The organism is Altibacter lentus (assembly GCF_000746845.1).
Classification (GTDB): domain Bacteria; phylum Bacteroidota; class Bacteroidia; order Flavobacteriales; family Flavobacteriaceae; genus Altibacter; species Altibacter lentus.
Genome location: NZ_KN050846.1, coordinates 792,536 through 816,146 on the forward strand (window position 1 = coordinate 792,536; position 23,611 = coordinate 816,146).

The following is a 23,611-nucleotide window of genomic DNA, read 5'->3' on the forward strand; positions in this document are numbered from 1 at the left end:
ACTCTTTTTCAACAGGGGTTCTATAAGCTTGAATAGACTGTTTTTGAGGTAAGGAAATAATTGACAAGAGCTTCTGTAGAAATCCTATGACGTTTTCGTTTTAAAACTTGATTTTTTTTGCGATATTGAAGAACATTTTCAAGTCTAATTTTAAAATCAAAAAAAAATGTTTGAACTAAAGAAAAGTGGTGACAAATTTCACTTTGTCCTAAAAGCCGGAAATGGTCAGGTAATTCTATCGAGCCAAATGTATGCTTCCAAAGCATCTGCAATGAATGGTATCGAATCGGTAAAAAAGAATTGCGGTGATGAAAATTCTTTCGAAATGAAGACCGCCAAGAACGGAAAGGTCCACTTCAACATAAAGTCAAGTAATGGCCAAATAATTGGCAGTAGCCAAATGTATGCAGGTGAATCTGGCGCAAAGAACGGTATGGCTTCGGTTGCGAAGAATGCTCCCGGTGCCGATGTGAAATTGGTAGAATAACCAGAGTTTACTTAGTAACAGCTATAAAAAAACCTCACGCCAGAGGTTTTTTTTAATTGTAATTGCTTAGTACATTCAGAAATCGGTCATGCATGGCATCGTTATAGTCCAGATGGGTTACCACACGCAGCTTCCCCTGCCCCATATTACTTATCCTAATTTGTAACTGCGAAAGATCTTCCATGAATTTAATTTCGGACATCCCTTCGGAAAGGTAAAATATTACAATGTTGGTCTCGGTAGGTTCAACCTTTCGAACATAATTTTGTGCTTCTAAGGCTTTGGCGATCTCTCCGGCCTTCTTGTGATCTTCGGCCAGGCGCTCTACATGATGATCCAGCGCATATAACCCTGCTGCGGCCATATAGCCTATTTGACGCATACCACCTCCCAGCACCTTACGCACCCGCATTGCCTTTTGCATGATTTCCTTATTTCCTATCAATACCGTCCCCAACGGAGTACCAAGGCCTTTACTGAGACAGATGGAGATGGTATCGAAGATCTTACCGTATTGTTCAGGTGCCTCTTTCTTTGCAACAATCGCATTCATTAACCGTGCACCGTCCAAATGCAGACCTAAGCCGTGTTCTTTGGCTACCTGGTGAATTCGCAACATCTCTTCAAAATCGTAGCAGGCTCCTCCCCCCTTGTTCGTGGTATTCTCTAAACAAACCAAAGAGGTAAGCGGACTGTGATAAAAGTCCGGGGGATTAATAGCCTCCTTCACTTGATGGGCAGTGATCATTCCTCGGTCGCCATCGACTAGTTTGCAGGATACACCGCTGTTAAAGGAAACACCTCCGCCTTCATAATTATATACATGCGCCCACTTGTCACAAATCAATTGTTCTCCGGGCTGTGTATGCATTTTAATGGCCGCTTGATTCGCCATGCTTCCGGTTGGAAAGAACAAACCCGCATCCATTTTAAAAAGTGCTGCCAATCTTGCTTCCAGCTCATTAACTGTTGGATCTTCCTTATATACGTCATCTCCTGTTTCGGCATTGAGAATGGCTTCCATCATGCCCTTGGTGGGCTTGGTCACCGTATCACTTCGTAGGTCAATAAGCATGTGTTATATTTTTTGTCTTCGGAAATTTGGTTGAGCTTTTTCAATAATAGGATCTAAAAGGGTATCCAGTGCAACTACTTTAAGTCTCTGGTTGTAATCGTAGTTCATATTGGGAGCATCTCGGTTCGTTTTTAAATAAAGTAGATTGTATTCATGACTGCTTATACTATCTGCACTGTAAAAATCAAAGCCTCTATGGCAATTGTTCACTTCGGTGCGAAGCAGCGGACCGGTTCGCATAGGTCCTGCATCGTACCTTTTTACCTTATTGGTCTGTAAATCCATGGTATGTTCCTTGTAAAAATCAATAGCTTCATTGGTTTCCAAAGGAAGACTATAGAACCAACCGCAATTGTCAAATTTCTTGATCATAGGCGCTCCCTCTTCTTCCCAAAATACAAAGCTCTCAAGATAAGTACCTTGTGTGATACATCGGGAGCCATCATCAAGTGTAAACATTTCTACAGTTCCTGTGCAGAACCGTTCGTTCACAAAAAAAGTATCAATCCCCCGCTCCTGCAAACTTTTAGCGAATTTCGAGACCTCATTACGGACATAGACCTCATCGCGCTGTGCCATACTTAAGGAGACTGTACAAATGATCAATAAAATGGTTAGTTTTTTCATGATTATCAATTTTATGGATGAATAGCAAAGCATTGAAAACTCCCAATAGGACTGCCATCCGGAATATCGGGCGGTGCCACCACTTTGAAGTTTTCAGGCTTGACCCTAAATGTAGCAATTTCCCGGTTCAATTGTTTACTAAAGGCATCTTCCTTTTTAGATAGCTCCTTGGCCAGTTGGTCAATAGTCTCGTTCACAAGGCCTTTGGTTTGTGCGATTGCTCCATTATGAAGCGACAGCTGCATTAAAGCTTGTAATGTGGTATACTGGATGGTTTGTTGTACTTCTTTTCTGTAGGCGGTGTTTTCAGAGGGTGAAAAAACTGCTTTCACCAATTGATTTAACACGTCTTCCAATCCCAGGTTATTCGGGTCGAGGGCATATTGCTGTACCAATCTGTTGGCACGTTCGTAGTGTAATAACAACCCAAGGGTCATATTACTGGAGGTGGCAGCAGCTCCCAGGGCATCAAAAGCCACGCCCATCTCACTTTTAAACGATTCTCTAGTGCGTCCATATCCGTATGTTCGTGGAGGAAACAGCCTTAATTTGACCTCGGGTATGGCCAAGGTTTCGGTGCTTAGGGTGCTTAGCACCGCATTAAGTGCCCGTTGCTGTTGTTTCTTCGGAAGGGTGGTGACGATCGTTCCTGCTTCGCCCTTAAGAGCATAATTGTAGTCTAACCCGCCTATGAGCTTTACCGCAGCTTCAGTTTGGAACCGATGGTAGAAATAGAGTGGTACGAAGACATCCTCCAAGAGGGAATAAGGCTCTCCGGTTCGGATATTATCTTCGGAAAAATTTGAGATCGCCTTCTTCCGAAGGGCTAATACGGCTTCCAGTTCTTCTGAAGCATTCGTTCCGTTATCCCATAAATGGGCACCAACATGTGCGCCCCCGCGCGCTCGTGCATCGCTGTCTGTGATGTAGCGCAAGCCATTCTCAAATGCTGTACGTAACAGCGAATTTAAATATTGTTCTTCATCGATCCCCTCGGGCACATCGCTATAGCTGTAGGCTACGGTCACTTTGTCCCACGCTCCTATTCCTGTAGCGTACGCATCACTAAAATCTACGATTCCATTTGTTAACCGAAGCGTGGGATGCGGATAATCCATAACACTGGCACGTCCGTTGGTACTTGCTGCAAAATTATGTGCAAAGCCAATGGTGTGACCAACCTCATGTGCAGAGAGTTGTCGAATTCGCGCCAGAGCCATATCCAGCATTTGCCGGTAGTTGGTATCGCTCTGTGCAAAAGGTTGATTGGCCAAGGCTTGTGCGATCATGAAATCCTGTCGAATGCGAAGACTTCCCAAGCTTACGTGTCCTTTAATGATCTCTCCGGTACGGGGATCGGAAATGGTCGATCCATAGCTCCACCCGCGTGTGGAACGATGTACCCATTGGATTACATTATAACGTACATCCATTGGGTCTGCATCTTCGGGCAGCATATGCACCTGAAAGGCATTGGTATACCCAATAGCTTCAAAAGCTTCATTCCACCAACGAGCCCCTTCCAACAACGCCGACCGAATGGGCTCGGGTGTTCCCGGATCAAGATAATAGACAATAGGCTCTTTTGCCTCACTACGCAACGCGTTAGGATCTTTTTTCTCAAGATGATGCCGCATGATAAACCGTTTGGTGATAGGTTCCCAAATAGGCGTGCTGTAGTCCATATAGCTCATAGGGTACGAACCGCTACGCGGGTCGAATACCCTGGGCTTATAAGTGTTCTTGGGCAGTTCCACGAAACTATGATGCTGAATTACGGAAACAGCGTTCGCATTGGGGGCAACCGTACGAAGATTGCGTCCCGAAGGTTCGCCTGTAAAAGTAAGGAGCGCCTCAAACTCTACATTCTTTGGAAAAGCTTTGGTGCGTTCCATCCAAAGAACGTTTCGATCCTTATCTAGCTTGTAGGTGCCTTCCTTATTGTTCTTCAAGGTTTGGGCTACTTGGTGAGCGTCTTGCAGGAGAAAGGGAGTTAGATCAATGATGTACTTTGTTCCTTGGGTCTCTTTAATTTCGAAACCGAATAATACCGAGCGAGCAAAGGCTTCGGTAATGGAGCGTTTTTCAAGTTCGTTATCGGTATCGGCACGGTATTGAAGGTTGGATTGTATCAATAAAAGTTTATTGCCGGCCTTTACGAACTTTACAACCTCACCGCCTCCCAATTGGCCTCGGTCCAGACCAATATCGTTCGAGCCCAGCCCGGTACGCAGAGAATGGACGTATAAGAATTCGGTATCCAGTTGATCGACCTCAAGATAGATGTTTCCTTCTGCTTCAGAATAGTAGAAATTGAAATAGCCTTCAAACTTTTGCAAATGCTCTTTTTTTGATAAAAACTGCCCGGTAACGGTAGACATTCCGAAGCACAAAGCGATACAACACATCACATATTTCATAGAATTTGATTTCCGACAGCAATTCTCCCCCTAATGCTCCTTGAAAAGGTCGCTTTTAGAACTACTACACAATTAGTTAGCCCTAAAACTATAAAATTCAGATAAAATAGTTTCGGTTTGACGGGGGTATTTCTATTTTTGTTGAAAACTTAGCTATGATTACATACGATCAGCTTAAAGATCTTAGAGATCGCCTGGATGCGTTAAGGAGGTATCTTTGACGTTGCCGGAAAGCGAATAGAAATTACCAACGACGAAGAGAAAACCTTCGATCCCAACTTTTGGAATAACCCACAGGAAGCCGAAGCTTTTATGAAAATCCTTCGGAATAAAAAGAAATGGGTCACCGATTATGAAACGGCTGTCACACTCACCGACGATGCCGAGGTGATCTTTGAATTCTTTAAAGAAGGAGAAGGAACTGCCGAAAACGTGGAGACCCGCTACGAGGAGGCCCTCGAAGCGATTGAAGCATTGGAGTTTAGGAACATGCTGAGTGAAGAAGGGGACGATCTAAGTGCGGTACTTCAGATCACGGCAGGCGCCGGAGGCACCGAAAGTTGCGATTGGGCCGGCATGCTCATGCGTATGTATCTCATGTGGGCCGAAAAAAACGGTTTTAAGGTAAAAGAACTCAACTTTCAAGCAGGAGACGTTGCCGGTGTTAAGACGGTCACCCTTGAAATTGAGGGCGATTATGGCTTTGGTTGGTTGAAGAGCGAGAATGGGGTGCATCGATTGGTACGGATCTCTCCTTTCGACAGTAATGCGAAGCGGCACACAAGCTTTGCAAGCGTGTACGTATATCCGCTTGCCGATGATTCGATCGAGATCGACATCAATCCTGCCGATATTTCCTGGGATTTTGCTCGAAGCAGTGGCGCTGGGGGCCAAAATGTGAATAAAGTTGAAACAAAGGCCATACTCACCCATCATCCCAGTGGTATTGTGATCCATAACAGTGAAACGCGATCGCAGTTGGAAAATCGTGAGAAAGCAATGCAAATGTTAAAATCGCAACTGTATGAGATCGAACTTCGGAAACAACAGGCGCAACGTGCAGAGATCGAGAACAGCAAGATGGCGATCGAGTGGGGTTCACAAATACGGAACTATGTCCTGCACCCCTACAAACTGGTAAAAGATGTGCGAACCGGTCATGAAAGCGGTAACACAGATGCGATTCTGGACGGACAGATCGACGGTTTTTTAAAAGCGTATTTGATGATGACCGGGCAAGGAGAAAAAAGCGAGGAATTATAAAAAAACAAAGGGAACTTGATTTAAAAACACCAACGTTCCCTTTGCAAATCATATTCCTTCAGTTGGCATTACCCGACGAAGTTCTATGGGTATATTCTCAGCTATAAATTAGCACCCCAATATGATAGACTAAATATACAACAAAATATTTATTTACTATTCTCTTTATCAAATATTTAACATCAAAAAAAAGATAACGATTATTTAGTTGAAAGCGATTCGAGATGAATGGCTATCTTTGGTGTGAACCTAAAAGAACTATCAATATTTGAAACCCGCCAGCCTTGCACAACTAAAGAAAGAACTGAAACACAAATCGGTTGACGAACTGCAAGCGCTTGTCATTCGATTGACAAAACACAAGACAGAAAACAAAGAGCTCCTCACCTATTTACTGTTTGATGTAGAAGATGAAGCGGGTTTTATTCAAAATACCAAGGAAGAACTGGATCGTTATTTTTCAGAAATACATCACACCAATTTTTACTATATCAAAAAAAGCTTGCGAAAGATCCTTCGCATTCTAAAGCGGTACATTCGGTATTCTCAAAACAAGGAGACTGAGGTAGAGTTATTACTCTATTTTTGTGAGAAGATGTCAGCTTTCAGCCCTTCTATTCAAAAGAACAAGGCTATGTTGTATGTCTACGATAAGCAGAAGGAATTGATCGAGCGAAAGATCAAGGCACTTCATGAAGACCTGCAATTTGATTATACCGCCGAACTTAAATCGCTACCCTTTTAAGAAACTCACAAAACACTAATAATCTAAAATTTCCAACTTAAAATGATCACGCTATACCACAATCCCCGTTGCAGCAAATCCCGAGAATGTAACACACACCTTACTTCCTTAACGGAAGAAGTACAGGTCATCAATTACATGGAAACACCGTTCACCAAAACACAACTTAAGGAACTGCTTAAAAAATTAGGGATCTCTCCTATAGAACTTGTTCGTACCAATGAAGCGATCTGGAAATCCGATTACAAAGGAAAAGAATTGACCGACGCCCAGATCATTACAGCCATGGTAACGCATCCACGGTTAATACAACGCCCTATTGTAGTAAAAGGAGCTAAGGCAGTGATCGGCAGACCCTTGGAAGCGGTAGATTCAATTTTATAATTAGCCTTTACTTATTTAACAAAAATTTGGCATAAGCGGCTTAAACCTGCCTGTATTTTCGCAGTCGAAAGAAGTAAAACCGACAATGAAAAAAATTTTTGCCCTGCTACTTTTAGTAGCCACAGCCACCGTTTTTTCGCAACGTGCTGAAAACAACGGCCCTGTTACCGTTTCAGGAAAGATTATAGAAGATGGAACGAATATTCCCTTAGAATATGCAACTGTTGCCTTTATCGACCAAAATAAGAATATTGTAACCGGCGGAATTACGGACATAGATGGTAACTACGCCATCGATGTAGCTCCCGGAGTTTATACCGTTCAATTTGAATTTATTTCCTACAAGACCAAACAACTTCCCAATCAGCGGTTATTTGAGGATACCACTCTCCCCACCATGACCTTAGCAGTAGATGCCGCCAGTCTTGACGAAGTTGTGATTAGGGCAGAGACCACTGAGGTGCAGGTGCGATTGGACAAGAAGATATACAACATTGGAAAAGACCTCACTACCAGTGGAGCCACGGTAAGTGATGCGCTTAACAATGTTCCTTCGGTGAATGTGGATGTGGAAGGAGCCATTAGTTTGCGCGGGAATGAGAATGTACGTATTCTCATCAACGGAAAACCATCTGCCATTGCAGGATTTGGTTCAACCGATGCCTTGCGACAATTGCCGGCCGAATCCATTGAACGCGTAGAGGTGATCACTTCTCCTTCTGCGCGATATGATGCCGAAGGTACGGCAGGTATTATTAATATTATCCTTCGGAAAGAAAAGACCTTAGGATTAAACGGTTCTATCCAAACCAATCTGGGAATCCCAATAAGCAGCGGTATCACCGGTAACATCAATTTGCGTACGGACAAATTCAATATTTTTAACACCACCGGAATTCGCTACAGTGATGCTCCCGGAAATGCTTATTTTGAAAATTTATACTTTTCAGATACTCGTGAGAATCCATTGGTGATCGAAGATCGCGATTACGATCGTTTACGTAAAGGATTCAATACCAACTTGGGGTTTGAATATTTCCTTACGGACAATTCCTCAATTACGGCAACCGGATTTCTAAGAACGGGAGACAACGAAGATGTCACTACCAATATTACCAATGAATTTAACCGAAGTAATGCACTTGCGGTAAGCAGAACACGAATTGAAACTGAAACCGAAGAAGATGAAAGCTATCAATTCTCGCTTAATTACGTAAATAATTTTAGTGAGGACGGTCATAAACTTACCGCCGATTTCCAGTATGAGAATGATACAGAGACCGAAAAATCCTTTATTGAGGAGCGAAATACCTTTCCGGTTTCCCAAGAACTCTCTGCCGAAGACATTACAACTGTAGAAGATCAGCAAGAATATTTGGCACAAATCGATTATGTTTTGCCTATTGGCGAAAATGCCCAGTTTGAAGCCGGATATCGTGGAAATTTTGAAGAAACTGTTACCGACTATCTCCTATTGGAAGAAGTGGGAACAAGCGGAAGCTTTGTAAGAAACGACAGCTTGTCCAATATCTTTACTTACAATGAAAATGTACATGCATTATACTCGCAATACGGAAATAAGTTCGGGAAGTTCTCCTTTTTACTTGGGTTGCGAATGGAGAACACACAATTAAAAGGAAAGGTAGACGCCGAAGATGTGGGTGGTTCGGGCAATGACGACCTCAATATCAATTTTGATAAGAACTATACGGGCTTATTTCCTACAGTAAATTTAATTTACGAATTAGGAGAAAGCGAGAACGTAACCCTAGGTTACAATAGACGTATCAACAGACCTCGCAGCTGGTTTATAAACCCCTTTCCATCGCGGTCCAGCGAAGCGAATGTGTTTCAAGGGAATCCGAATTTAGATCCTGCTTATGCAAGCGCATTCGATCTTGGATATTTAAAGCGATGGGGGAAATTCACACTAACGTCCTCTATTTATTATCAATACGAAACCGATTCTTTTGAACGTATTCAGGAAGACACCGGAGAATTGACCCCTAATGGAATTCCCATCATTCGAACCATTCCAATTAACTTGTCCACCAATCAACGTTATGGTTTTGAAGCCGGAGCACTCTACAATCCGTTAAAATGGCTACGTCTTAATGGTAGTTTCAATTTCTTTAAGTTCGTGACCGACGGAGCGTTCAACGGTGTGGATTACGGTGCTGAAAATACAAGTTGGTTCGCTCGTGGAAGTGCCAAAGTGACCCTACCTGCGAAGATCGATTGGCAAACAAATGCCTTTTATCGGGGACCGAGCAATAATGCACAAACAGAAACAGAAGGGCTCTTATCTGTAGATCTTGCTCTAAGTAAAGATATCATCAATGACAATGCGACTTTGGCCTTCAATGTAAGTGATCTGTTCAACACAAGAAAGCGACAGTCACTTACTGAAACTGAAACGTTTAGAAGTTACAGCGAATTTCAATGGAGACAACGTCAATTCACATTCTCTTTTACGTATCGATTCAACGAACAGAAAAAGCGTCAGCGGGGCCGTGGAGATGGCAACGGTGGAGATGACGACTTCGATTTCGAGGGTTAGGATTCAAAGGTAATTTGCCACATAAAAAAAGGAGCTACTGTGTAGCTCCTTTTTTTATATAATTTAAATGCAGTTATTACGCTTCTCTTTCTTTTCTTTTTGCTTCACGTTTCAATTTCCAATTCTCGTACAACGCTCCTCCTATCCAATAAGGAATAAAAGAAATTAAAAAGATCATCAACCAAAAGCCAATGGTCAAGATGGTCAAGAATGCTAAAAATCCTAAGTATTGATCAAATTCGAACATAATAAAACGTGTTTTTCTAAGACGTTTCAAAGATAGTGGGATTTTTTCAGAAAAAACAATAAAAAATTCTGAATTATTCACCGGAAATTAACCGTTCTCTGGTTGAGTACCTTTACCTATTTCAGTACCTTTGTACTGCTTTTTGAAACGTATATTATGGACTATAGAATTGAAAAAGATACCATGGGTGAGGTAAAAGTACCTGCCAATAAATTATGGGGCGCTCAAACCGAACGCTCCCGAAATAACTTTAAAATAGGAACCCCGGCTTCCATGCCTTTGGAAATCGTCTATGGTTTCGCCTATTTAAAAAAAGCTGCCGCGTACACCAATTGCGAACTAGGAGTCCTTTCTGAAGAAAAACGCGATCTTATCGCCCAGGTATGTGATGAGATCTTGACCGGTAAGCACGACGAACAGTTTCCTTTGGTGATTTGGCAAACCGGAAGCGGGACTCAGAGCAATATGAATGTGAATGAGGTGATCGCCAACCGAGCACATCAATTGGCGGGTAAAAAGATTGGTGAGGGTGATAAAACATTGCAACCTAATGACGATGTGAATAAATCGCAGTCCTCTAACGACACCTTTCCTACAGGGATGCATATTGCGGCATATAAGAAGCTTATCGAGAATACTATTCCGGGCGTACAGCAACTTCACAAGACCTTGCTTCAAAAATCCGAAGATTTTAAAAAAGTGGTAAAAATTGGACGTACTCATTTAATGGATGCCACGCCCTTAACGTTGGGACAAGAGTTTAGCGGTTATGCCTCACAACTGGAACACGGTTTGATCGCATTACAGAACACGCTGCCCCATCTTGCACAATTGGCCTTGGGAGGAACTGCCGTGGGTACGGGAATCAATACTCCTGAAGGGTATTCTGAAAACGTTGCCTCGTTTATTGCAAAATTTACAGACCTTCCCTTTATCACGGCAAAAAATAAATTTGAAGCTCTTGCAGCACATGATGCTATTGTAGAGTCGCACGGCGCTTTAAAACAATTGGCCGTAGCGCTCAACAAGATCGCAAATGACATTAGAATGCTGGCCAGTGGCCCTCGAAGCGGAATTGGAGAGATCATCATACCTGCAAACGAACCCGGTTCTTCCATCATGCCCGGAAAGGTGAATCCTACGCAATGTGAAGCACTCACCATGGTATGCGCACAAGTTGTAGGAAATGATATGGCCATAGCTGTGGGAGGAATGCAAGGTCACTACGAATTGAATGTATTCAAGCCCGTCATGGCTGCTAATTTCCTGCAATCTGCACAACTGATAGGCGATGCTTGCGTATCTTTCGATGTACATTGTGCGCAGGGAATCGAACCAAATTACGATGTGATCAAGAAACAATTGAACAATTCTCTTATGCTGGTCACAGCTCTTAACCCTAAAATCGGGTATTACAAAGCTGCTGAAATAGCCAATACGGCCCATAAAAACGGTACTACCTTAAAAGAAGAAGCGGTGAATCTTGGTTATCTTACTGCCGAAGAATTTGACGCCTGGGTAAAACCCGAGGATATGGTTGGGAAGCTGTAAAAACCAATACCTGCAAATAAATCGTACATAGCCGGGAATACATCTCGGCTATTTTTTGTGTTAAAATATCGATTAAACGCAAATTTATTAGGTGAAATGTATTTTTTGTGTATATTCGAATACCCAAATTATTAAAACCTACTTATATGAGGCTACGATTTTTACCCCTCGCGTTGTGTCTTGTATTTGCCTTTTTTGTGAGTCCGCTTACAGTATTTTCGGCAAATAACACATCCATGAATCGCTCGGAACTCCTTGCTTTTAAAGCGACTTCAAAAAAATTAATTGAGTTAAAAACACCGGACACCCCGGTGGGCACACTCCCCAAAACAAATACATATAAATCCCCGAAAAGCAGTTTGGCGTATCACAATACGATCAACGCAACGAGCCTTCAATATTCATTGATTGAGGAAAATTCCTACAATAATGCAGTAATTTCTACAGGAAGTTTGGAAAATGCTTCCGAAGTTATGATGGCAACTACGCCGCTTGCTGCACAAAAATTAGCCGTCTCCTTTAAAAATGGAATGTACTACGGTTTTGCAATCATGGTGATACTATTGAACCTTGTTTGCTTTTTCCTTTTTGATGAGAAGTTATTCTTACATTATTCTCTGGCACTAACGGGCTTTATAAGCGCGTTCTTCTTTAATGACGGATTGTTTGCCTTTTTCGGACTTGATATAATTTCAAATACCGCGGCCTTGCAATCGACCTTACTGCTATTCGCAGTAGGATTTGCTGCTTCATTTGCCTCAAAATACCTGAGTTTAAGTGAGCATTTTCCCAAATTGCGATGGGTGACCATGGCACTGTTGGGAATAACTGCTGTAACAGCTACGGTGGCATGGATTTCGGAAACCACAATTTTGGCGACGATTACCAATGCCGTTCTCATGAGTATCATGATTACCTATTTTGTAGTAGGTGCACTGTTGTTCAGCAGGAAGAATTATCCTAAATTTTACGTGATCGCTACCTGCATACCCTTATTGTTTGCAATCGATTTCTTTGTATTAAAGAATATAGGAAGCGACTTTCTAATGACGCAAACGTACCATTTAAAAGCTGCTCTTCTGGTAGAAATGCTGGTTATTAGCTATGCAATTGTATATCGCATGCGTGCTATCAAGGAAGAAAATCAGTTGCGTCAAACAGAGCTTCGCATCTTTCTAAAGCGTCAAGAGGTAATGAACCGTAAGAATGCAGCAAAGCTTATGGAGGATGTTTATTTAGAAAATTTGATCATGCATTACGATCTCGACGGATTGGAAATCAAGCTTCTTCAATATATTTCAGAAGGAAAAGATAATGCGAAAATAGCTCGAAAACTTAAAACTACCGAAAACGATATCGAATTTCTAACCAAAGAACTATATCACAAATTGGAGATCAGCGAACAGATTCAAGAGGATTACCGCATGGTCGACAATCAGCCGGACTATATCTATAACTAGCCCCCCAATATATCCCCGACCAAATACCAACTAATGGCGAAAAGGATAAGCTTTAAAAAGCTTATCCTTTTTTATTATAGAATTTTTTATACCTAAAATAGGCTGCAGTACTAAGTATCAAGGCGAACGCTACAATGTAATAAACAAAAGTAGGAGTTGCAGGAGCATCTCCGCTCGCGTATGAATGCAATCCGCTTAAATAGAAATTCACTCCAAAATAGGTCATCATGATGGAGGCATAGGCAAAAACAGCCATAACATTAAAGAACCATCTCCCGCGCAATCCGGGAACCAAACGCATATGAATTACGAAGGCATAGATCATAATACTTATAAGGGCCCATGTTTCTTTAGGGTCCCAGCCCCAGTAACGCCCCCAACTTTCGTTGGCCCATTGACCGCCAAGAAAATTTCCAATGGTCAGCATAACAAGTCCAACAGTTAGCGACATCTCTGTAATGACCGTCAACTCTTTTATATTGAGATCCATTCGCAGCACATTCTTTTTAGTTGTGAGCAGCATAAGCAGTAAAGAAGTCATCCCTAAGATCATTCCCAGCGTAAATGGTCCATAGCTGGCTACGATCACTGCCACGTGGATCATTAGCCAATAACTATCTAATACAGGTTGTAAATTTGCTATTGCGGGGTCCAACCAGTTTAAATGTGCGGCCCAGAGAATTATAGCAGCAACGAAAGCAGTTGATGCCACAGTTAGATCACTTTTTCTGCCAAAAGCGAGTCCAAAGAAGACCGTGGCCCAGCCTACATATATAACCGACTCGTATGCGTCACTCCAAGGTGCGTGACCACTAATATACCATCGCGCGGCCAAGCCCACCGTCATAAGAATGAACGAGATCCAAATGATCACTTTAAAGGTCTTTATAATTCCTGTAACCACTTTGGCTTGAGTGAAGATCTGAAGGATGATAAAAAGAAACATCAATGCACCTAAAACTGCATAATACTTATACAGGCGGTTGAACAGATCCACTTTGTTGTATAGAATCTCTGCCTTTATTTTTTCTTCGGAAGGCATTACCTCGCTACCGTATTTTTTCTGAAATTGCGTGAGACCATCCAGGATCTGTTCTGCTTCGGAATAATCTCCTGTTTGTCGTGCCTGACGAAGCGTTTGGAAATAGATAGGCAGAATGGTGCGGGTCACGGTAGAATCCATACCCTTAAAGTTTGCTTCATTCAATTCGGGATAGGAAACCCATTTATTGTTCTCGTCGTCGGGTAGCGGAAATATCTTCAGAATGCTTCCGCTCAACGCTTGGTTCAGTACATAGAAATTTTCATACGCCTTTACCAGATCCTTTTCAAACTGATTGGGATTCGCCTTGCTTGTCGCTGCTTCAAGATACGGTTGTAGTTTGAAATTAGCCTCGTCATCAAAAAGATCTAAAAGTGCAATGTTTTGAGTGTCTTCCGCCATACCCAACACATTCCGAATACTGTCGTTCCCACGTTTTAAGGCGATAATGGGTGTTTGAGACCAAAGTGCCGGGAATTCGGTCATAGATAAGAACACCTGATCCGGATTGAGTCCTTCGTAACTGTTCTTTTTACTCACTTTCCGAAGCAATTCGCTTGCAAATGTATTTACCGGTTTCATCCGTCCGTTGTCCTGGATGATCAACTGGCCAAATTTAGCAGCATGTTCCTTGGAGACGGCATTGGCTTGAATCATAGAATCGATCTGTGTCTTCGTAGCCTTAGTATGTTTAGGGTTTACCGCGGGCTGTTGAGCATATCCAACCAGGGTAAAGAACAGCAAAAAGATCATTGCCATTTTAGATTTTTTCTTCTTGATCTTATTAAGCATATTCTTTAAAGAGGCAAAACGAGTATTCCTGTCGAAAAGGATTGCCATCAAACCTAGATAAAGGAGAAAATACCCTATATATGTGATCCAGGTGCCCCACCAGTCGTGATTGATAGAAAGTATGGTCCCTTTCTCATCGGGATCGAAACCAGACTGAAAAAAGCGATACCCTTTGTGGTCCAAAACATGATTCATATAGATCTCATAATCAAAGAAATCCGATTCAGAATCATTTACCGTGACCTTACTCTTAAAAGCTGAATACCCCTTTTCGGTCCCCGGATATTTATCGGCAATAAAATCGTTTAACGTTATACTAAAAGGCAATTCGCGTGTTTTGCTTCCATACGCCAGATATACATCCAGTCCGCCTACCTCTACTTTGGTAGGATCCGGAACGCTCCCCCTCCCTCCTAGCAGTTCGGCAGTTTTTGTTTCACCGGCGGCAGTAACTTCTACGATCAAAGCATCTTTATTGGTCTTTTCAGTCTTGGGCACGCGCACAATGCCGTATGCTCCCTTGGTTACCGGTTCCGGTATCACAAAGGCCATACCCGCCAATTGATATAGCGACCGTAGCATGAGGGGTTGTGTGCTATCTTGCACCACCCGACCTTGCATTTGGTCTGCCATGCGCATAAAACTTCCTTCAAACGGAGTTTCCAGCGTATAACTGCCATCTGTATGATAGGTGATATTTATAGCGCCTTCGGTAGGATTGTTTACAGCAAAAAGCACGTTGTGGATATTACTTACGCCACCCACTTTTACCCAGTGATCATGACGGTTTCCGTCTCCTGCTTCTACGATCTTGAGATATTCTTCACCATCTTCGGAAGGAACGAGTCCTTCTTTGGCATTTTTAATAAATTCTTTAAAAGTGATTGTAACCGGGGTTTGGTTATAGTCGGTGGTAATACTGAAATCATTGTCCAACCGCTCCGAAAGATTCAACCGTTTGGGTGGCACCTTACGACGTTGTGGGACGCCATCCACCACATAATCACCGTCGATAAAGGTTGTAAGGTAGGTATGCTCCGAAAGCATGGTATTCTCGGTAGCTCCCTCCCGAATGCTAATTACTCCTTCATAGCCTATATAACGTGTAACAAAAGCTCCAACTAAGATCAATATAAAAGCTAAATGTAAAGTGAGGGTTGCCCACTTTTCTTTCCGTAGCAGATTGTATTTGAATATATTCCCAACAAAGTTGATCACAAAGATCACCATGATGGCTTCGAACCACCAGGCGTTATAAATCAATTCTCGTGTATAAGGAGTTGGCGAGGTTTCTTCAAAGCGATCCAGCCATGTACCAAGTGCCATGGCAGCAGCAAAAACAAGGAATAAAACAGCAGTTAAACGTGTGGAAAAGAGGACGGCAGCTATTTTCTTTTGCATGAGGCGAATTTTGGTGCAAATTTATGAAATTGCAAGCATTTTAACCTCTTAATTTGAAGACGAAATGTGCGTTTTAACGTTATTATTTTTTACGAGCTTCAAACATTCGTAAATGTATGAAGGTAGCCATGTTTCTAGCTCGGTTCTTGGCAATTTGTGCTGTCTCTCCCTCAAACAAATCGTTTATCGTTTGATGCCAAAGATTGATCCACGTTCCAAAATGGACCTCGTTTATACCGCCATGAAAGGCCTCATCGACTTTAATATGTGCCGTAATGGGATTTCCTTTGTACGATTTTTTAAAGAACAAATTGGTTTCCCAGAAATCTGTGAGCAGCTCGAAGTGCGATTCCCAGTTCGAGATGGTGGTGTTAAAGACAGGACCTAGCAACGCATCTTTTTGTACACGACCGTAAAAGGTCCGTACTAAAAGTGAGATGTCTTCCCTATTGGTGATATCTGTTCTCATGGTGTTACAAAGTTATTGGATAATTTGAAAACAGACTCATTAAAAAGTTTTTACTTTGTGGTATGATCACAGTGACTTTTTTAGGTTTCGGGAATGTCAACCATCATTTATGTACTGCTTTACATAAAAAACAACAAGTATCTGTTAAACAGATATATAGCCGAAATAATATTCGTTTATCTTCGGAAATAGATAGCATACCATTCACCCGGCAGCTTTCGCAACTGCAACCCGCAGACGTTTATATTATCGGGATTCCCGATGATGCCATTGCTTCGTTCTCTGAAGCACTGCCGTTTCGCGATAAACTGGTGGTTCACACCTCCGGCGGAGTGACCATGGAAACACTTTCAGAAAAAAACCGAAAAGGGGTGTTTTACCCTCTTCAAACCTTTTCGAAAGAACGGGCTGTAAATCTCAAAACGACACCTATTTGCATAGAAGCGGGAAATGAGAAGGATCGCAATCTGCTTCAAAAACTGGGGGTCGTACTATCGCATCAGGTAGTATCAATTTCTTCCGAAGAACGCGCCAAATTACATCTGGCAGCCGTGTTCGTGAACAACTTTGTGAACCATCTTTACGCAATTGGGGCAGATATCACGTCTCAATCGGGTGTACCTTTCGAGCTCTTAAAACCTCTCATTGCTGAAACTGCCCGGAAGATCGAGGATTTATCCCCTTCCGAAGCACAAACCGGTCCCGCTAGGCGCAAGGATCTAAATACTATTGAAAAACATGTACATTTGCTTCACGACAGCAGGTATAAGGAACTGTACAAATTGCTAACGGAATCCATTCAGAAATCCTATGGAAAAAAGCTATAAAGAATACCTTCAGCACATCACTACCTTTGTTTTTGACGTGGATGGAGTACTTACCGACGGAAATATACTCGTTACAACTTCCGGTGAAATGTACCGCAGCATGAATACCAAGGATGGTTATGCCTTGAAAACTGCCCTCGAAAACGGGTTTAAGGTGTGTGTCATTTCGGGAGGAACCAACGAAGGCGTTCGGAAAAGACTTGAGGGACTTGGCGTGACCGATATCTTTTTAGGGACCCATCACAAAACCGAAGCACTGCAAACCTATTTGGAGTCGCACCGTTTAAATCGTGAGAACGTACTTTTTATGGGTGATGACCTGCCGGATCTGGAGGTCATGCAATATGTGGGCCTGCCTTGCTGTCCGCAGGATTCGGTCCAGGAGATCAAACAGATCTCCAAATATGTTTCGCATAAAAAAGGAGGAAAAGGTTGCGTTCGTGATATCATTGAACAGGTACTAAAAGTTCAAGGAAAATGGATAAGCAACGGTCCTGCCAGTGCTAAATACGATTAACAGTTCATGCCTTCGCTTCATGAATTTTCTTAGACTCATCCGCCCTGTAAATCTCCTGCTTATAGCATTGGTGCAGCTATTGACAAAATACGGACTCTTTCAAAATCTGGAAGCATCCACTGCTCTGGATGGGATTCAGTTTACAATTCTTCTGCTGGCCACTATCTTTATTGCTGCGGGAGGATATATCATCAATGATATCTACGACGTAGAGATCGACAGGATCAATAAGCCAAAATCACGGCTCATTGGAAAGACGATCTCAGAAAAATTCGCTTTGAGAGTGTATTTTATATGTACCATCACAGGTGTTGTATTAGGTTTCTATCTTTCCAACAGTATACACCGACCGGGGTTTGCGGCCTTGTTTATTGTGATCGCGGCACTGCTGTACCTATATGCTTCCTATGTAAAGGGTGTCTTGTTGATTGGCAATTTTTTAATTGCCGGACTCGTAGCCATAAGTCTGTTGATCGTAGGACTTTTTGATTTGCTTCCGGCCATTACCGTCGATAACCGTGAAACACAAGCCGGCGTTTTTCAAATTTTACTGCACTACGGTCTTTTTGCGTTGCTATTGAATTTCATCAGGGAGTTGGTGAAGGATATCGTTGACATCAACGGCGATAAGAACGGTGGTCTAACCACATTACCCATAGCCATTGGACGTAAAAGAACGATTACCGTTGTGTTCCTGCTTGGTCTGTTGCTTACATTACTTGTAGTCCTTTATATGTACAGGTATCTATATCATGATAGGTTAACGGTATTGTACTTTTTGTTTCTTATTGTAGCCCCCATGCTCTATTTTTGTGTACGTTCCTGGAACGCAGAACAACCCAAGGATTACCTCATTTTATCACGTTTACTGAAAGCTATAATGTTCTTCGGAATTTGCTCCATGGCCATCTACCCTTAACTATTTATATTCGTAATGAGCTGTATTTTAACTGAAACGCTATGCTAAAACAATATCTAAAAGATTATAAAATCATTCTCGCATCGGGATCCCCTCGGCGACAACATTTCTTTAAGGAGCTGGATTTAGATTTTACCACAGACGTTCGCCCGGTAGATGAAACCTTTCCCGAAGGATTAAGAGGTGCCGCTATTACAGATTATCTGTCACAACTAAAGGCTGCTGCCTTTCAAAATATTTCAGAAAAAGAACTGGTGATCACCAGCGATACCATTGTCTGGAAAGATGGAGCTATTGAAAAGCCCAAGGATCGTGAAGATGCCAAACGTATGCTAAAGCTTTTAAGCAATGATATGCATGAGGTGATTACTTCTGTATGTTTTTCAGGAAAAGATTTCCGAAAAACCATTCACGATACTACCAAAGTTTGGTTTAAATCTCTTTCGGAAGAAGAGATCGATTATTATCTGGATACCTATAAACCCTACGACAAGGCAGGAAGTTATGGAATACAGGAATGGATAGGCTACATTGGGATCGAACGAATTGAAGGCTGCTATTTCAATGTCATGGGGTTACCTACCCGACTTGTTTACAAAACGTTAATGGAACTGGGAAAACGTTAGATTTCCTTTATTTTTGCTGAAAATTCCAGCACATGAAATACCCCTTTTTTGTTGTTTTACTTACCTTAGTAACCCTTTCCTTGTTGTTAGGATGTAAGAATAAGGAAAATGATTCCTCACTATCCGGCAGCACGACCCACAAAACTGAAGAGCAGCAGGAAAAGCGCCGGACGCTTACTGACGCGTTTAAGGAATACTGGTTCTCGGGTGTGGCTGAAATCACCTCGTACCAGTTGTCGCAAGAACGTTACGGAGAGCTTAGGGAGGGAACAGCGGTAAACATCTTTGTCACCGAGGATTTTTTACCCAAGGCGCAGGTTAAGGCCAATTCACCGTCCGAAGAAACACTTGCCGTTTTAAAATTGAACAGTACAAAAAACTTTGTGACCGGCATCTATCCCTACGCTATTATGACAAGTGTTTTTAGTCCTATCGAAACGCAAGGGCACGCTCAAAAAATAAGTCACTCGGTACAAGAATGGTGCGGTCAAGTTTATATGCAACTCAATAACCAAAAGAACTTTGAAATAATCTCGCATTCATATTTTGAAGGTGAAGCCGATCAAGAGTTTACACTGGAGCGCACATGGTTGGAAAATGAACTGTGGAATATTATTCGTATCAACCCGGAAGAACTACCCACCGGTGATGTATCTGTAATACCGGCTTTTGAATATTTACGTCTGCGTCATAAAGAAGCCGCAGCCCACCCGGCATTTGCGAGTTTAAAACAAGGAGATTCTCTTACTTCTTACACTGTGAATTATCCAAACCTCCAACGACAGATCACCTGGTATTTTACAAGTAGGTTCCCCTACGAGATCGAGAAGTGGGAAGAAACCAATGCTACCGATCCTAATGACACACTCCGACTTAAAACCACGGCGGTAAAAATGAAACGTATTAGGACGCCCTATTGGACACAAAACCGAAATAAAGACCAAGTATTAAGGGATTCCTTAGGCTTAAGATAAACACAATGATCTTAGAAAACTATTTTACCCAACTTATTCAAACCGGAGCCCATCTGGTCATTTTCCTTATTGTACGTCTCATTCTAGTGCGGCTTGTAAAACGATTTGCCAGAAAATCGGAACGGGTAGAACATCGAACGGGTTTGATCATAAAATATATAGATTTTGCAACGATCTTCCTCATAATCCTAGGCTTGATCCTAATATGGGGTGTGGAATTCAAGGATCTTGGTTGGGTTATGTCCTCTGTTTTTGCAGTGATCGGGATAGGGTTTTTCGCTCAATGGTCCATCTTAAGCAATATTACAAGCGGTGTGATCATGTTCTTTACGTTTCCCTACAAGATTGGTGATTATATCAAGATACACGATAAGGAGTACGATTATGGCGGGATAATTGAAGACATTAAAGCATTTCATCTCATTATACGTACCACGCAAGGCGAAATTGTCACCTATCCTAATTCACTTTTATTGCAAAAAGGCGTAAGTGTTATTAAACCTGATGAATTGGATGAATTTTTACTTGAAGAAGACAAAAATGTTAAAGAACAGCCAATAGATTAATGCCTTTTTCTAATTTGGGTATCTTTGGAAACCTTGTTCATCTCAAAGAAGTTTCCATGCGTACACTACTTGCGATCCTATTTGTTTATACCTTTTCAACCTCTTATTTACATTCACAACAACCTCAAAAGCCAACGGCTTCAGAAATTTTTCAGAATATTCAGAAGCTTAACTTTCTAGGTTCAGCACTTTACATTGCCGCACATCCCGATGATGAGAATACCAGACTTATTTCGTTCTTGTCCAATGACGTGAAAGCCAGAACCGCTTACCTCTCCCTCACACGTGGTGATGGCGGACAAAATCTTATTGGACCCGAGATCAGAGAGTTGCTGGGTGTGATCCGTACCCAAGAATTATTGGCCGCCAGACGAACGGACGGAGGCCTACAGTATTTTACCCGGGCCAATGATTTCGGGTATTCAAAACACCCCGATGAGACACTCGCCATCTGGAATAAGAATGAAGTACTGGCCGATGTTGTACGGGCCATTAGAAAATTTAAACCCGATGTGATCGTAAATCGATTCGACCATAGAAATCCGGGGTCGACCCACGGCCACCACACTTCCTCGGCCATGTTGAGTTTTGAAGCTTTTGATCTTGTAAATGATCCAACCCAATATCCCGAGATCGCAAAAGAATACGGAACATGGCAGCCCAAGCGCTTATTTTTTAATACCTCCTGGTGGTTCTACGGAAGCCGGGAGAATTTTGATAAAGCCGATAAGACCAACCTGGTAGAAGTGGAGACCGGCAATTTTTATCCATCCTTGGGACTTTCCAATGGAGAGATCGCTTCCTTAAGTCGGAGCATGCACAAGTCGCAGGGGTTTGGAAGTACCGGCTCCAGAGGGAGTGAAACAGAATATCTGGAATTTTTAAAAGGCGATTTCCCCAAGGACAGAACCAATCTTTTCGATGGAATCGACACGTCGTGGTCACGCCTGGAGGGAGGAGCTGCCATTGGTGCGATATTAGAAAAAGTCGAAAAGAATTTCAATTTCAAGGATCCTTCAGAAAGTGTTCCACAACTGGTGCAAGCGTACCAATTACTTCAAAAGCTACCCGAGAGTCATTGGAAAACAATAAAGACAGAAGAACTGAAAGCCGTGATTGCAGACTGCTCGGGACTTTTTTTGGAAGCGGTTGCTAATCAGGCTTCAGTAGCTCCTAAAGGTGCTGTTGTGGTGACCGTGGAAGCTGTGAACCGCTCCAGCGCCAATATCGCACTTAATGCGGTGACGTCTCCAATTATTGCTTTTCCGGCTACCTTTGTTCCAACACCCTTAAAGAAGAACGAACGCTATACTTTAGAAAGCAGTGAATATTCTTTTTCAGCCACCTCCTACAGTTCTCCCTATTGGCTCAAAGAAAAAGGGACTTTGGGAATGTACCGTGTAGAAGATCCGACCCTGATCGGTCTTCCGGAGCAGGTAAATCAATTTCCTGTAAAGTTTTTGCTAACTATTAACGGTGTAGAGATTCCAATGGTTCGGAACATTGTTTATAAATACAACGACCCCGTGGATGGGGAGGTATATCAGCCTTTTGAGGTGCTTCCTGAGGTGACCTCGAGCCTCCCGGAAAAGGTTCTTATCTTCGCTTCTCAAGAAGAAAGAGAGGTTCCCGTCATTGTTCGTGCCGGTCGCGATAATGTAAGCGGCACGGCGATCTTGCAACATCCGGAAGGATGGACCGTGACGCCAAAGCAGCAATTCTTCGAGATCACCAATAAGGGGCAAGAACAAACCTTACTATTTACTGTAACACCTCCCAAACAGCAGAGTGAGGGCACATTACGGCCACTGCTTCAGGTAGGGGATACTTTCCATGACTCCGAATTGATCACCATAGACTATGACCATATCCCGGTACAGAGTGTTTTGGTCCCTTCGGAAGCGAAAGTAGTGCGAATCGATATTCAGAAAAAAGGAGCACACATTGGTTATATCAACGGCGCCGGAGATACAGTTCCGGAAAGTTTAAAACAGATAGGGTACCAAGTGACAACGATCCCACCTTCAGAAATATACCGAGAAAATCTAAAGCAATTTGATGCGATAGTCGTTGGAATACGTGCCTATAACACCGTTCCGGAAATGGCTTTTAAACAGCAGGAACTCAATGCATACGTAGAAAACGGCGGAACACTTATTGTCCAATACAACACCAGCCGCGGATTGGTGACTGATGCACTTGCACCCCTCCCCTTGTCATTGTCCAGAGACAGGGTAACCGACGAGGAAAGTGAGGTGCGTATCTTGGCGCCAAAGCATGAAGTGATGAATACGCCAAATACAATTACAACAAAAGATTTTGATAATTGGGTACAGGAGCGGGGATTGTATTTTCCAAATGAATGGTCGGAGGAGTTTACCCCTATTTTAGGCATGAATGACGAGGGAGAGCCACAAACAAAGGGTGCCTTGTTGGTTGCCAGTTATGGAAAAGGGTACTATATTTACACTGGACTAAGCTTTTTCAGGGAATTACCGGCAGGTGTTCCGGGAGCTTATCGCCTTTTTGCCAACCTGCTTTCAATTGGAAAATAATATGAGCGAAGAACGCGACCCATTCGTATGGAAGTGGAGCTACACCGTGGTTCTGGTTCTTAATGCGATCTACATTTTTTTATTCTATCTTCTAATGCAACACT

At 42.5% G+C, this 23,611-nt stretch carries 20 protein-coding genes and 1 riboswitch; of the genes, 14 read left to right on the plus strand and 6 right to left on the minus strand.

The window, feature by feature from the left end; translation table 11 throughout:
- Positions 1 to 166: 166 nt before the first annotated feature.
- On the plus strand, positions 167 to 487 hold the full coding sequence (locus JS40_RS03785; RefSeq protein ID WP_034258513.1) for a YegP family protein: 321 nt from the start codon (positions 167 to 169) through the stop codon (positions 485 to 487).
- Positions 488 to 539: 52 nt separating this feature from the next.
- On the opposite strand, the gene JS40_RS03790 is transcribed toward JS40_RS03785, so the two are convergent.
- The 3 genes from JS40_RS03790 to JS40_RS03800 are packed head-to-tail and all read right to left on the minus strand — an operon-like array spanning position 540 to position 4,609.
- Positions 540 to 1,562, minus strand: a complete 1,023-nt coding sequence (locus JS40_RS03790; RefSeq protein ID WP_034258514.1) for a threonine aldolase family protein — start codon at positions 1,560 to 1,562, stop codon at positions 540 to 542.
- 3 nt (positions 1,563 to 1,565) lie between these two features.
- Entirely contained in the window at positions 1,566 to 2,189 is a 624-nt protein-coding gene (locus JS40_RS03795; RefSeq protein WP_152558128.1) for a hypothetical protein, read from the minus strand.
- 11 nt (positions 2,190 to 2,200) lie between these two features.
- Positions 2,201 to 4,609: a zinc-dependent metalloprotease gene (locus JS40_RS03800; protein WP_034258517.1), complete on the minus strand. Its 2,409-nt coding sequence runs from the start codon at positions 4,607 to 4,609 to the stop codon at positions 2,201 to 2,203.
- A gap of 155 nt (positions 4,610 to 4,764) precedes the next feature.
- Between JS40_RS03800 and prfB the strand changes: the two genes are divergently transcribed.
- From prfB to JS40_RS03820, 4 genes are all read left to right on the plus strand, one after another.
- A protein-coding gene (prfB, locus tag JS40_RS03805; RefSeq protein ID WP_152558129.1) for a peptide chain release factor 2 occupies positions 4,765 to 5,872 on the plus strand; the annotation gives its coding sequence in 2 pieces (ribosomal slippage) (positions 4,765 to 4,827 and positions 4,829 to 5,872; 1,107 coding nt in all).
- A gap of 37 nt (positions 5,873 to 5,909) precedes the next feature.
- Positions 5,910 to 6,001, minus strand: a riboswitch (TPP riboswitch).
- Between the two features lie 139 nt (positions 6,002 to 6,140).
- Positions 6,141 to 6,617 carry a hypothetical protein gene (locus tag JS40_RS03810; RefSeq protein ID WP_034258521.1) on the plus strand — a complete coding sequence of 159 codons (477 nt, stop codon included), beginning with the start codon at positions 6,141 to 6,143 and terminating at the stop codon, positions 6,615 to 6,617.
- Positions 6,618 to 6,659: 42 nt separating this feature from the next.
- Positions 6,660 to 7,001, plus strand: a complete 342-nt coding sequence (arsC, locus tag JS40_RS03815) for an arsenate reductase (glutaredoxin) (protein WP_034258523.1) — start codon at positions 6,660 to 6,662, stop codon at positions 6,999 to 7,001.
- Positions 7,002 to 7,086: 85 nt separating this feature from the next.
- Positions 7,087 to 9,561, plus strand: a complete 2,475-nt coding sequence (locus JS40_RS03820) for a TonB-dependent receptor domain-containing protein (protein ID WP_034258525.1) — start codon at positions 7,087 to 7,089, stop codon at positions 9,559 to 9,561.
- Positions 9,562 to 9,637: 76 nt separating this feature from the next.
- On the opposite strand, the gene JS40_RS15515 is transcribed toward JS40_RS03820, so the two are convergent.
- Positions 9,638 to 9,808, minus strand: coding sequence for a hypothetical protein (locus JS40_RS15515; RefSeq protein ID WP_034258527.1), 171 nt, complete (start codon positions 9,806 to 9,808; stop codon positions 9,638 to 9,640).
- A gap of 156 nt (positions 9,809 to 9,964) precedes the next feature.
- Here JS40_RS15515 and fumC point away from each other — a divergent pair, with 156 nt between their 5' ends.
- Both fumC and JS40_RS03835 read left to right on the plus strand, forming a co-directional pair.
- Positions 9,965 to 11,359 carry a class II fumarate hydratase gene (gene fumC / locus JS40_RS03830; protein WP_034262038.1) on the plus strand — a complete coding sequence of 465 codons (1,395 nt, stop codon included), beginning with the start codon at positions 9,965 to 9,967 and terminating at the stop codon, positions 11,357 to 11,359.
- Positions 11,360 to 11,505: 146 nt separating this feature from the next.
- Positions 11,506 to 12,819 carry a 7TM diverse intracellular signaling domain-containing protein gene (locus JS40_RS03835; protein ID WP_084677427.1) on the plus strand — a complete coding sequence of 438 codons (1,314 nt, stop codon included), beginning with the start codon at positions 11,506 to 11,508 and terminating at the stop codon, positions 12,817 to 12,819.
- Positions 12,820 to 12,880: 61 nt separating this feature from the next.
- Here JS40_RS03835 and ccsA read toward each other — a convergent pair whose 3' ends face one another.
- Together ccsA and JS40_RS03845 are read right to left on the minus strand one after the other, a co-directional pair.
- Positions 12,881 to 16,054 carry a cytochrome c biogenesis protein CcsA gene (ccsA, locus tag JS40_RS03840; RefSeq protein WP_034258529.1) on the minus strand — a complete coding sequence of 1,058 codons (3,174 nt, stop codon included), beginning with the start codon at positions 16,052 to 16,054 and terminating at the stop codon, positions 12,881 to 12,883.
- Positions 16,055 to 16,136: 82 nt separating this feature from the next.
- Positions 16,137 to 16,523: a group III truncated hemoglobin gene (locus JS40_RS03845; RefSeq protein ID WP_034258530.1), complete on the minus strand. Its 387-nt coding sequence runs from the start codon at positions 16,521 to 16,523 to the stop codon at positions 16,137 to 16,139.
- 62 nt (positions 16,524 to 16,585) lie between these two features.
- On the opposite strand from JS40_RS03845, the gene JS40_RS03850 reads away from it, so the two are divergent.
- Genes JS40_RS03850 through JS40_RS03880 form a run of 7 tightly spaced genes read left to right on the plus strand, consistent with a single transcriptional unit; the run spans position 16,586 to position 23,507 of the window.
- Entirely contained in the window at positions 16,586 to 17,350 is a 765-nt protein-coding gene (locus tag JS40_RS03850) for a Rossmann-like and DUF2520 domain-containing protein (protein WP_034258531.1), read from the plus strand.
- Complete coding sequence (locus JS40_RS03855) at positions 17,334 to 17,867, plus strand: KdsC family phosphatase (RefSeq protein ID WP_034258532.1); 534 nt, start codon at positions 17,334 to 17,336, stop codon at positions 17,865 to 17,867. The genes JS40_RS03850 and JS40_RS03855 overlap by 17 nt, the downstream gene beginning before the upstream one ends.
- A gap of 19 nt (positions 17,868 to 17,886) precedes the next feature.
- The gene (locus tag JS40_RS03860; protein WP_034258533.1) at positions 17,887 to 18,786 is read left to right on the plus strand and encodes a geranylgeranylglycerol-phosphate geranylgeranyltransferase; all 900 of its coding nucleotides are present in this window, start codon (positions 17,887 to 17,889) and stop codon (positions 18,784 to 18,786) included.
- Positions 18,787 to 18,827: 41 nt separating this feature from the next.
- Positions 18,828 to 19,412, plus strand: a complete 585-nt coding sequence (locus JS40_RS03865) for a Maf family nucleotide pyrophosphatase (RefSeq protein WP_034258534.1) — start codon at positions 18,828 to 18,830, stop codon at positions 19,410 to 19,412.
- Between the two features lie 32 nt (positions 19,413 to 19,444).
- The gene (locus JS40_RS03870; RefSeq protein WP_034258535.1) at positions 19,445 to 20,386 is read left to right on the plus strand and encodes a hypothetical protein; all 942 of its coding nucleotides are present in this window, start codon (positions 19,445 to 19,447) and stop codon (positions 20,384 to 20,386) included.
- 5 nt (positions 20,387 to 20,391) lie between these two features.
- On the plus strand, positions 20,392 to 20,952 hold the full coding sequence (locus JS40_RS03875) for a mechanosensitive ion channel domain-containing protein (protein ID WP_034258536.1): 561 nt from the start codon (positions 20,392 to 20,394) through the stop codon (positions 20,950 to 20,952).
- A gap of 56 nt (positions 20,953 to 21,008) precedes the next feature.
- The gene (locus JS40_RS03880; RefSeq protein ID WP_034262041.1) at positions 21,009 to 23,507 is read left to right on the plus strand and encodes a PIG-L family deacetylase; all 2,499 of its coding nucleotides are present in this window, start codon (positions 21,009 to 21,011) and stop codon (positions 23,505 to 23,507) included.
- The last annotated feature ends 104 nt before the right edge of the window (positions 23,508 to 23,611 follow it).

What these genes read in the sequence shown, in the direction of transcription:
- ccsA (WP_034258529.1), bottom strand. Translation starts at nt 16,054, where the DNA reads ATGCAAAAGAAAATAGCTGCCGTCCTCTTTTCCACACGTTTAACTGCT.
- JS40_RS15515 (WP_034258527.1), bottom strand. Translation starts at nt 9,808, where the DNA reads ATGTTCGAATTTGATCAATACTTAGGATTTTTAGCATTCTTGACCATC.
- JS40_RS03870 (WP_034258535.1), top strand. Translation starts at nt 19,445, where the DNA reads ATGAAATACCCCTTTTTTGTTGTTTTACTTACCTTAGTAACCCTTTCC.
- JS40_RS03855 (WP_034258532.1), top strand. Translation starts at nt 17,334, where the DNA reads ATGGAAAAAAGCTATAAAGAATACCTTCAGCACATCACTACCTTTGTT.
- JS40_RS03795 (WP_152558128.1), bottom strand. Translation starts at nt 2,189, where the DNA reads ATGAAAAAACTAACCATTTTATTGATCATTTGTACAGTCTCCTTAAGT.
- JS40_RS03845 (WP_034258530.1), bottom strand. Translation starts at nt 16,523, where the DNA reads ATGAGAACAGATATCACCAATAGGGAAGACATCTCACTTTTAGTACGG.
- JS40_RS03880 (WP_034262041.1), top strand. Translation starts at nt 21,009, where the DNA reads ATGCGTACACTACTTGCGATCCTATTTGTTTATACCTTTTCAACCTCT.
- JS40_RS03790 (WP_034258514.1), bottom strand. Translation starts at nt 1,562, where the DNA reads ATGCTTATTGACCTACGAAGTGATACGGTGACCAAGCCCACCAAGGGC.
- JS40_RS03835 (WP_084677427.1), top strand. Translation starts at nt 11,506, where the DNA reads ATGAGGCTACGATTTTTACCCCTCGCGTTGTGTCTTGTATTTGCCTTT.
- JS40_RS03875 (WP_034258536.1), top strand. Translation starts at nt 20,392, where the DNA reads ATGATCTTAGAAAACTATTTTACCCAACTTATTCAAACCGGAGCCCAT.
- JS40_RS03820 (WP_034258525.1), top strand. Translation starts at nt 7,087, where the DNA reads ATGAAAAAAATTTTTGCCCTGCTACTTTTAGTAGCCACAGCCACCGTT.
- arsC (WP_034258523.1), top strand. Translation starts at nt 6,660, where the DNA reads ATGATCACGCTATACCACAATCCCCGTTGCAGCAAATCCCGAGAATGT.
- fumC (WP_034262038.1), top strand. Translation starts at nt 9,965, where the DNA reads ATGGACTATAGAATTGAAAAAGATACCATGGGTGAGGTAAAAGTACCT.
- JS40_RS03860 (WP_034258533.1), top strand. Translation starts at nt 17,887, where the DNA reads ATGAATTTTCTTAGACTCATCCGCCCTGTAAATCTCCTGCTTATAGCA.
- JS40_RS03800 (WP_034258517.1), bottom strand. Translation starts at nt 4,609, where the DNA reads ATGAAATATGTGATGTGTTGTATCGCTTTGTGCTTCGGAATGTCTACC.
- JS40_RS03865 (WP_034258534.1), top strand. Translation starts at nt 18,828, where the DNA reads ATGCTAAAACAATATCTAAAAGATTATAAAATCATTCTCGCATCGGGA.
- JS40_RS03785 (WP_034258513.1), top strand. Translation starts at nt 167, where the DNA reads ATGTTTGAACTAAAGAAAAGTGGTGACAAATTTCACTTTGTCCTAAAA.
- JS40_RS03850 (WP_034258531.1), top strand. Translation starts at nt 16,586, where the DNA reads ATGATCACAGTGACTTTTTTAGGTTTCGGGAATGTCAACCATCATTTA.